The organism is Brevibacillus sp. MCWH (genome assembly GCF_013096935.1).
Lineage (GTDB): Bacteria > Bacillota > Bacilli > Brevibacillales > Brevibacillaceae > Brevibacillus > Brevibacillus aydinogluensis.
Genome location: NZ_SDLF01000061.1, coordinates 1 through 1,017, shown reverse-complemented (window position 1 = coordinate 1,017; position 1,017 = coordinate 1). Strand labels below are relative to the sequence as shown.

Genomic DNA, 1,017 nt, shown 5'->3' with positions numbered 1-1,017 from the left:
CTTTTATTCCTCCCAAGAAACCTTTTCCAACAGTATTTCCCTGTGAATCTACAGTTCTAAATAGTCCCATTCTTTCTCCACGTTCTTTTCTTCCTGAAAAGTCTTTAATATCTTCCCATTGTTCTTCCATGTAATTACGAACTCCACGCTTCTCTTGTTTTCTTCGTAATCCTTGTGAAATAGAAGATAGAATAGTTACTGGAGAAGCGGCTATAGGAGCAAGGATTTTTCCAATACCTGACAATATTTTACCAAAGAAATTTTTTAAAGGTTTCATAACATAATCTCTCATAAAGATACCAAAAGGTTTAGCAACATTTTCTTCAAATACTTTTCCTATTTTTACTTTGAAGTCATCCCAGCCTTTTTTAAACCAAGAAGTTAACGTTTCTGTCATATATTTAAATTCTTGCTTAATAGGATTAATTGCTTTTTGGAAAGGAATAGCGATACTTTTAGTAAACCATTCCCTCATAGCTAAACTCGTCTCTTCAAATTTTAATTTCATAGGTTCAACTACTTCTAGTTTAAACCAGTTATTAAATTTTCCTAATAGTCCACCTTTACGTTTACCTGTTTCCTCATCCCATTCTCCAAACAATGCTTTTTTCCATTTTTCAGTAGATAACGCAATACCTGCTGCTAAACCAGCAACAGCTCCTCCTACTGGACCAAATGGAGTTAACATAGATCCCAATAAACCGAATTTTCCTACAATGGCTGCAATTCCTGCTCCACTAACAGCCCCAAATCCCATATTAGCTAAATATTTTTTAGTTTCTGGATCTTTCAGCTTACTATTAGAAAATATTTTTCCAAATAAACCTCCATATCGTTTTCCATCTTCACCTTTTTCCCCAAATAAGAATTTTTGGAAAGATTCAGATCTTAAAGCAATTTGAATACCTGCACCCATAATGGCTCCTGCAATAGGACCACCCGGTAAGAAGAATGAAGGTAATAATCCAAATGGTAATAATGAGTTAATAGCACCAAATGTTGCACCACCTATAATAC

At 34.3% G+C, this 1,017-nt stretch carries 1 protein-coding gene; it reads right to left on the bottom strand.

Annotated features, from left to right (window positions below; translation table 11 throughout):
• Positions 1-1,017 (bottom strand): hypothetical protein (locus tag ETC00_RS19335; protein ID WP_216369593.1); only part of this gene is annotated, 1,017 nt, incomplete at both ends.